Genomic DNA, 6,840 nt, shown 5'->3' with positions numbered 1-6,840 from the left:
CGTTTCAAAACAGCACGCCGACGTGTCAGATAGTATTGCACAAACTGTGGCAATGAATCCGCACCTAAGCCTGGATGAGCTCCGCTTGGTGGCGCAACGCAAACTGGATGAGCAAAACCATCGGCCCCTGGACGACTTTTGTGGCCTCTCGTCTACGCGGGTGTGTAGTTGGTTGTATGCACCGTTTGGGGAGTTCGCTGGGGTGATCATCAACACACCAGACGATTTATCTACCAGCCCGGTGATGCGCTATTTGTCGTTAATTCTGGATGAAGCGATGCATCATGGAGGGTTCTTCAAAGCGACCCCCAAAGGTAACTTGCCTACAAAACTGGTAAAACACGCCAGTGCGCTGCTCCCTGAGTTCGCTGTCTCTCAGTATCACGCCCATCTCAGCATCAGTGAATTTGCGGGTCGCAACGAGGAAGCGTTTAACGCCCTACACTACACCCGCATTCTAGCGGAAGCGGCGGGCATTATTTATCGTCGCAGTGGTCACTACCATGTGAAAAAAGCGGCGCAAAAGCAGTATCAGACCCATGGCCTTCACTGCTTTTTTCTGCCTATGCTCGAAGCTGCAGTGACGAAATATAACTGGAGCTATCTTGATGGCTGGCCAGAGGAAGTGGATCTGCGCACGTTTTGGTTATTTATGTTGTGGCGATTGCAGTACCACGGCTCTGCTGATCAGTTAGCCAACGAGGTTGCCACAGCTTTCCCTGATTTTGTTGGTGAGCTGCCAGCCGAAGAGCATTTCCCACCTATGCGCCTACTCAGCATATTGATTGAATCTCGCTTTATTGAACGCTTTTTACAATTTTGGGGATTTGTGACAATTGACCCGAAACGAATATTTGCTGGTGCGCCTGTGTCGAGAATGGTTGACCGACAGCCGCTGCTTGCGCAGGCCTTTGAGTTCTCAAGCGATTGATCAAGATATAACGGACATGTAACGGTGCCCTGCTCTTCAACGGACGCTTAAACACCAAGCACTGCTTTTGGCCGATTGTATGCATATGTATGTTTTTCAATAATCTGACGGTAATAGTGGCTTTTCTGGGCAGGAATAATGGAGTGGAGGCGTGGATTCCCGTCAAGTATATGACCAGAGATATTTGCTATTTTGCATCACAAAAGCTCGCCATATGCGACGAGTGCCGTGCCACTCAAACTGCGCCTAATCAATGCCCCGACAGATCCCTTCCCTGATACGAGTAAGGGCGATCGAAGCAGCTTCGAAGTATCGACTACCGGCGTTCTGCCCTGCTGCTGCGCCTTGGTCAGCAACTCACGGTTGCGGACTGGTCTGCCTTGTTTGTTCTTGTTTGTCGGCTAAGCTCCTGTGACACATGAAGTGGCGAGTTTTCCGACGCCTTAACGCATCTATTCTTTTGCTAGCGCCACATCAAACGACACGTCGACATCCATCGTATTGCCATGGTCATAATCCTCTGACATGGAGGCAATATACGCCAGCGAGGTTGTAATCCGCCCTTTGGCACGGCCAGGGTCACTGTCGATATCGAGCAGCTCTATCTCAATTGGCACCTCTTGCTCCGTACCATAATGCGGCATCATTGAGTTTTCGGGAAAGTAGCCCACCGAGGCACTGCTGGCGACACCGTTCATCACCATAAAACCAATGCTAAGGGTGCCTTGCGTTTCGTAATGTGCTTCCCGATGCCCTTGAACAGTCACATTGATCATATTGGGCATAATTTCGCTAAAGTAGGCCGTTGAGCCTTCTGCATGGGTAACGACATGCCACTGTTTAGGCTCTCCATTCAGCGTACCGCTGATTTCATCAGCTAGTGCCTGCCCAGCACCCCACATAACCCCACCCAGTAGCAGTGCACCACATATGAATCGTTGTCGATTTATCACCTACTATCTCCTGTTTAGCCATCTGTCTTGTTAGCCGGCACGCTTAACGGGCACTCTGTTCGCGCACGGCCGCCAAGTCCCAGTCTCGCATCAGGTCAACAGCAATTTCCTGAGAACCGAGGTTTTCACCCTTCACTTGCATCATAATACGGCCATCAAGCATTAACGTTACCTCTGCGCGAGAGCGTTCAGGTTCCCACTTCACTACCGCCGCTTCACGACCTAGGCGAACACGCTCCATATTAGGTTGCGCGGCAATAATGGCGGGATTGCTGAACATTGCCCCCATACTTTGAATCAGCGGGCTATCCAGCATCATGCTCGCTGTCAATTGGCCATTGCCATCCTCCTGTTGATAGACGCGTTCAAGCGACGTACCGCCCGCTCCAAACATGGCGGCTGCGCCGCCGCTACTCCCGGAACTAGCTTCCTGTGCTGTCCAACCACCCGGTGCCTCCGGGAAGGTTTGCGCGATTAGACCCGACATCATCTTGCGCATATCTTCAATAGCGAACTCCAGCTCGGTAATTGCCGCGCCGTACTCTTGCTCTTGATAAAGTTCAAGCCCCAGTTCAATCTGTTCGATAACCTCATCCGCCAGCGCACTTTGTGCTGCTGGCAGCGTGATAACGCTTGCCAGGACGGCAGCCTTTAGGTGGGTCAAGGTGATCTTCGACTTCATAACCATTCCCTCTTACGTAGGTGTTATTGATTATTGGAATAATACCAAGCAGTTCTGCCGGTTATCTGACGCCGCTTTCTTCTGTCTCGAATGTACTGACATCGCTGGTTTGTGTTGCTTTTTCAGTGGCCACTTGTTGCTTTAACTCACGAAACTTTTTCGAGATCCCATCCAGTTTTGCCTCCCACTCAGGGTCAGGTGTTTGCCCTTCAATCGTCTTGAAATAGACCTGCATCATGCAAGTGGCCGCCAGTGGCTCAAACACCGCCGCTTTAACGCTCCAGGCAAATAGCAGCGCAATGACCAGCCCAGTTGCTGACCAGCCGCCGGGGATCAGGTAAGCCACTAAGGCCGCCGGTGCCAGCATTACCAGGAAGACAACAAACGACAATAGATAGAGAATCAACGTTAGCCATGCTGCATTTTTCATCATCGGCTTAAGGTTCTGGCCGTAAAGTATCAAGGCATCCCGCGAACTCTCCCAAGGAGTGTTTGAGCGCGTCCGAATGCAATAAGCCAGGATCACTTCATCAATGAAACCGACGGCAATGCGCAGAAATGCCTGCACAATGCGAAGAAACTGCTGCGCCCCAGGCATGGGAAGAACCCTAAATACCGTTTTAACCATACCCACCAGAGATTTGAGTACGCCCTTAATCAGTTGGTCTACCACAAACAAGGCACTGGCTTGACCAAAGCGCTCCTTGACGACCTGGCTGGCGTATTGAATCTGGCCGCGGTTTTCAGGCAGTGTTTGACTCTCAATTAACTCTACCAACACGGCTATATGCCCTGCTTTGACCACATACAAAAGGTACTCACGCAGCACATACATCACCGCGCCAACAATCCCAAAACCGATCACACCGCCCCAAAAGGTAGAAGCCGCACGAAAGCCTTCGTCGCCAAAGCCGCCAACACCCCATCCAACCCCTGCACCTACGCCAGTCATTAGCACATACGCCAGTGCGATACCGAAATACACCACTAGGCGAAAGATAATAAAAGGCAGGGTTTTAAACATCAGACCAATGGCCTGCCCGAGCCTAAAATCCCACATACTTGCCTCCTGATAAGGATGTATTGTCGTTAGTGCTTTCGACTAATACCTAGTAGGTTAGCTTTCCTGGTGCGATGCGAACCCCTTCGTTTGAAGGGGGAATAACGCTTCCCGGCTGAACTCAGCCAGTGGTCATGGGCAGAGCCCCTTGTTCCACTCGTCCGGATCGGTATCTCCCCGCCAGCAGCGCTGCTGCCGCCCTACCTCGCCGAGTTGCCAGCGCCCCTCACCCGCCGGGGTAAAGTGAAGCCGGAAGCGAAGGGCACGCACCGAATCATCCTTAAGTCCATCCAGGAACAGAGTGACCTCGCTATTACCGTCAGGCAGCATCCGTAGAGTGACGGCCTCCTCGGTGATGTCGTTGGGCTCGCGAACGCCGTAATGCTCCCGTGCGAACGCCACCGGATCGCCCGTGGCATCGACCTCAGGCAGCTCGATAAGCTGGTAGTCAGCGTCCACGCGCTGGCCAGAGGGCGCGGCCTCCAGGGGTGGGGAAGTCGCCCGCCACAATCGCACCACCGGTGTGGGAAAGGTCGGCGGTTTTCCCGCCCACACAAGCGCCTCGCCCGACGGCCCAAAGGCCAGTGCATCGGCGCCGCCTTGCTGACGGATCAGAATGCCATGCTCGAGCGGTGTGCCATCCAGCGCCAGCATCAGGCCATCACGAAAACCGCCCGCCAGGATCGTGCCGTCCGAGCTAATGGCGATGGGCGCCGAGTCCAGCAGTCCGTGTCGATGGACAATAGCGGCACGCTGCCAGTCCCATACAGTCACCTGCCCAGGGCTTTCGCTCTGTCCATCCCCCTGACCTTGCGCTATCAGGTGGCGACCGTCGGCGGTGAAGGCGAGATCCGTGACACTAGCCCCCACCTCGAGAACATTAAGCTGGCTGGCTCCCTGTTCCGACAATCCCCACAGCACGAGGCGCTGGCTGGCCTCGGGATCAGGCCCCACGTTGGCGGCCACGCTGGCCAGTATCTCGCCCTCGGGATGCAGGGCAATGGCCTCGACGGGGCGATCACCCAAGGAGCTGGTAACGTCGCCATCCTCCAGAGAATAGCGCTGCACACCTACTCCGCAGGCGGCCCACAGCGCCGTCGCGTCAGACGTGAAGGCCGCATCATGACATCCCTGGCCTCCGGCCAGGGCCAGGCGCGCTTCTCCTGTTGCCATGTCCCAGAGCATCAGCGATGCCTCGGGTGATAGGCCCTGACTCCAACTGGTGGTGGCCAGCATCCGGCCATCGGGGCTGAACGTCAGCGCCGAGACCGGCAACGACATGTCCATATTGGCGGCGGGGTGTCCGAGCAGCCGATGACGATGCTCACCCAATTCCATACCGAAAATGTCCAGTTGCCCCTGCGCCGTCATCGCCAGGTACAGACCATCAGGAGACACAGCTATAGCGTCCAACCGCTCCCCGGCCCATTCGATTTCAAACCCCAGTTCAGCGCTACGCCAGTCGGGTATCGCGGCCAGATCATCCTGACCCGCGGCATGAGCAAGGCCGGCCATCCCGAGCAACGCGGCGCTGGCCAGCACCCCAGCCGGTGACAGCAGCTGCCACTGTCTCTTCAAGACGGGTGTCAAATATCTTTTAATGCGCTGCTTCATGACGTAATCCCCCTGACTGTCTTGCATTGGCGAATGCTGCACTCGGCCAACGGTGGAACAAGATCAATCCCCAACATGGAGACTGATCTGGCTGTTTACCGAGACACCGCCATACGCGAACTCATGCTCCTCAGCGGGTTGCACGAATCGATACAGCAGCATGAAGTGTCGCGGCTCATCATTGGCCGGTAACCAGAAGGGCTCTACCAGTTCCACAGGGCCTCGTTGATAGGCGCCGACGAGCTCACCCTCGGGTGCCAACGGACGCAGGCGCTGGCTGACCGCCATCATTCCGCCCACCCCGCTGAGGTTGGTCATCGATGCCTCGATCAACAGCAGCACCTCGCCCTCCGCGGCCTGATGGCCGGCAAACCTATCCCGGAAATCCAGTGCATGAATGCTGACCGGCGTAGGCTCGTCCTCGATCAGCGCCAAGGGCTCGGCGTGGTCGGTGGGTGCCGCGTCATCGAGCAGTGTAAAGCGCAGTGGAGGGCGAATATCCGACGAGATACCGGCGGCGCGGAACTCGGGGAAATAGGTCACCAATTCGATATGCTCGGCGCCTTCCGGCACTGGGAACACCGCAATGCCTCCCGCCATGAACTCGGGCAACCAGACGGGATCATCCAGCAGGTTGCTCAACTCGGCATCGCGCACATAGCCATGGCCACCATCTACCACGGCTTGCAGCAATCCGCCGGCTTCCACGTATTCCATCACATGGGGCAGGTCCACTTTGGCGTCTATCGCGGCGTCGCGATCCAGGGCCAGGGCATCGGCGGGGTTTTCCCAACGGCTTCGCCCACGCAGGTCAACGGCGAGCCAGCTCATGCCCTCGGGCGGGGCCTGGCCATGCAAGCGATCCGGGAACTTCACCGAGACCACCGCGATTTCCATCAGATCATTGCCCTGCATCGGCATGTTGTCCGCTGGCGCTCTCCTGGCCGCCGTGGCCATCTCCCCCAGTAACGGGATGGACAGGGCGGCATAGTCGTCGTGATAGTAGTGGAATGACAGAGTATCGATCCCGGACGCCGGTATCGCATAGACCATGCTGCCTTGGCGCGTGTCACCGATTCGTCCCAGCACGAAGCCATCGTCGATGGCACGCGTATCGCGGTCTAACTGTGTGCGGCGCGAGACTCGCTGTCCGTCAACCAGTAGGTAGCCCTGGCGCGTCAGGGAGGCGATCAGCACGGCTTCTTCATAGTCGAGGTCGAAGATGAGATCGGCCGGCATGCGGTTCTCGACCTCGAGTTCCAGCGCCAGCCAGCGCTGCCCAGGCGGTGGCGCCTGACCGGCATATTCGTCGTGCACCGCCCACTCGGTAACGCGCATGTGCAGGGCGCGATTGCACCCCTCGGTAAATAGGCCACCGCCATTTCCCGGCTCATTCAGGGCCTCGGAGTCGATTGTCGAGGGCGAGTCAGCCAGTGCATCGCTGACGGCTATGCCGGCCAGCCACACCAGGCCAATCATGACGAGTTTGTTCATTGACGGTACTCCTCAGCAGGGGTCGGGCATCAAGCCATCGACGACGGTACCGTTCATTTCGCCGAACACGCCGTCCAGGGCCGCCAGGTAAATCTTCGACTCAATG

General features: G+C 56.5%; 6 protein-coding genes. 1 reads left to right on the top strand and 5 read right to left on the bottom strand.

What is annotated here, in order from left to right:
* Positions 1–931, top strand: a 931-nt coding sequence (locus tag ACTH3D_RS11965) for a hypothetical protein (RefSeq protein ID WP_441667352.1), incomplete at its 5' end; no start/stop codon positions are given.
* A 452-nt stretch (positions 932–1,383) separates the two neighbouring features.
* Here ACTH3D_RS11965 and ACTH3D_RS11960 read toward each other — a convergent pair.
* The 5 genes from ACTH3D_RS11960 to ACTH3D_RS11940 all read right to left on the bottom strand — a co-directional run bounded on the left by ACTH3D_RS11960 (position 1,384) and on the right by ACTH3D_RS11940 (position 6,734).
* Positions 1,384–1,884: a hypothetical protein gene (locus ACTH3D_RS11960; protein ID WP_441667351.1), complete on the bottom strand. Its 501-nt coding sequence runs from the start codon at positions 1,882–1,884 to the stop codon at positions 1,384–1,386.
* 43 nt (positions 1,885–1,927) lie between these two features.
* A complete protein-coding gene (locus tag ACTH3D_RS11955; protein WP_441667350.1) occupies positions 1,928–2,566 on the bottom strand; it encodes a hypothetical protein in 639 nt (212 codons plus the stop codon).
* Positions 2,567–2,627: 61 nt separating this feature from the next.
* Positions 2,628–3,626: a hypothetical protein gene (locus ACTH3D_RS11950; RefSeq protein ID WP_441667349.1), complete on the bottom strand. Its 999-nt coding sequence runs from the start codon at positions 3,624–3,626 to the stop codon at positions 2,628–2,630.
* 132 nt (positions 3,627–3,758) lie between these two features.
* A complete protein-coding gene (locus tag ACTH3D_RS11945) occupies positions 3,759–5,204 on the bottom strand; it encodes a WD40 repeat domain-containing protein (protein ID WP_441667348.1) in 1,446 nt (481 codons plus the stop codon).
* A 99-nt stretch (positions 5,205–5,303) separates the two neighbouring features.
* Positions 5,304–6,734 (bottom strand): hypothetical protein, encoded by a 1,431-nt coding sequence (locus ACTH3D_RS11940; protein ID WP_427029799.1) that lies wholly within the window; start codon positions 6,732–6,734, stop codon positions 5,304–5,306.
* Positions 6,735–6,840: the final 106 nt, after the last annotated feature.

Origin of the sequence: Halomonas sp. (assembly GCF_052095765.1) — a bacterium.
GTDB lineage: Bacteria > Pseudomonadota > Gammaproteobacteria > Pseudomonadales > Halomonadaceae > Halomonas.
This window is presented reverse-complemented; position numbering and strand designations above follow the sequence as displayed.

Excerpts from the sequence above, each read along its gene's own strand:
- ACTH3D_RS11940 (WP_427029799.1), bottom strand. The coding sequence starts at position 6,734 with ATGAACAAACTCGTCATGATTGGCCTGGTGTGGCTGGCCGGCATAGCC.
- ACTH3D_RS11955 (WP_441667350.1), bottom strand. The coding sequence starts at position 2,566 with ATGAAGTCGAAGATCACCTTGACCCACCTAAAGGCTGCCGTCCTGGCA.
- ACTH3D_RS11950 (WP_441667349.1), bottom strand. The coding sequence starts at position 3,626 with ATGTGGGATTTTAGGCTCGGGCAGGCCATTGGTCTGATGTTTAAAACC.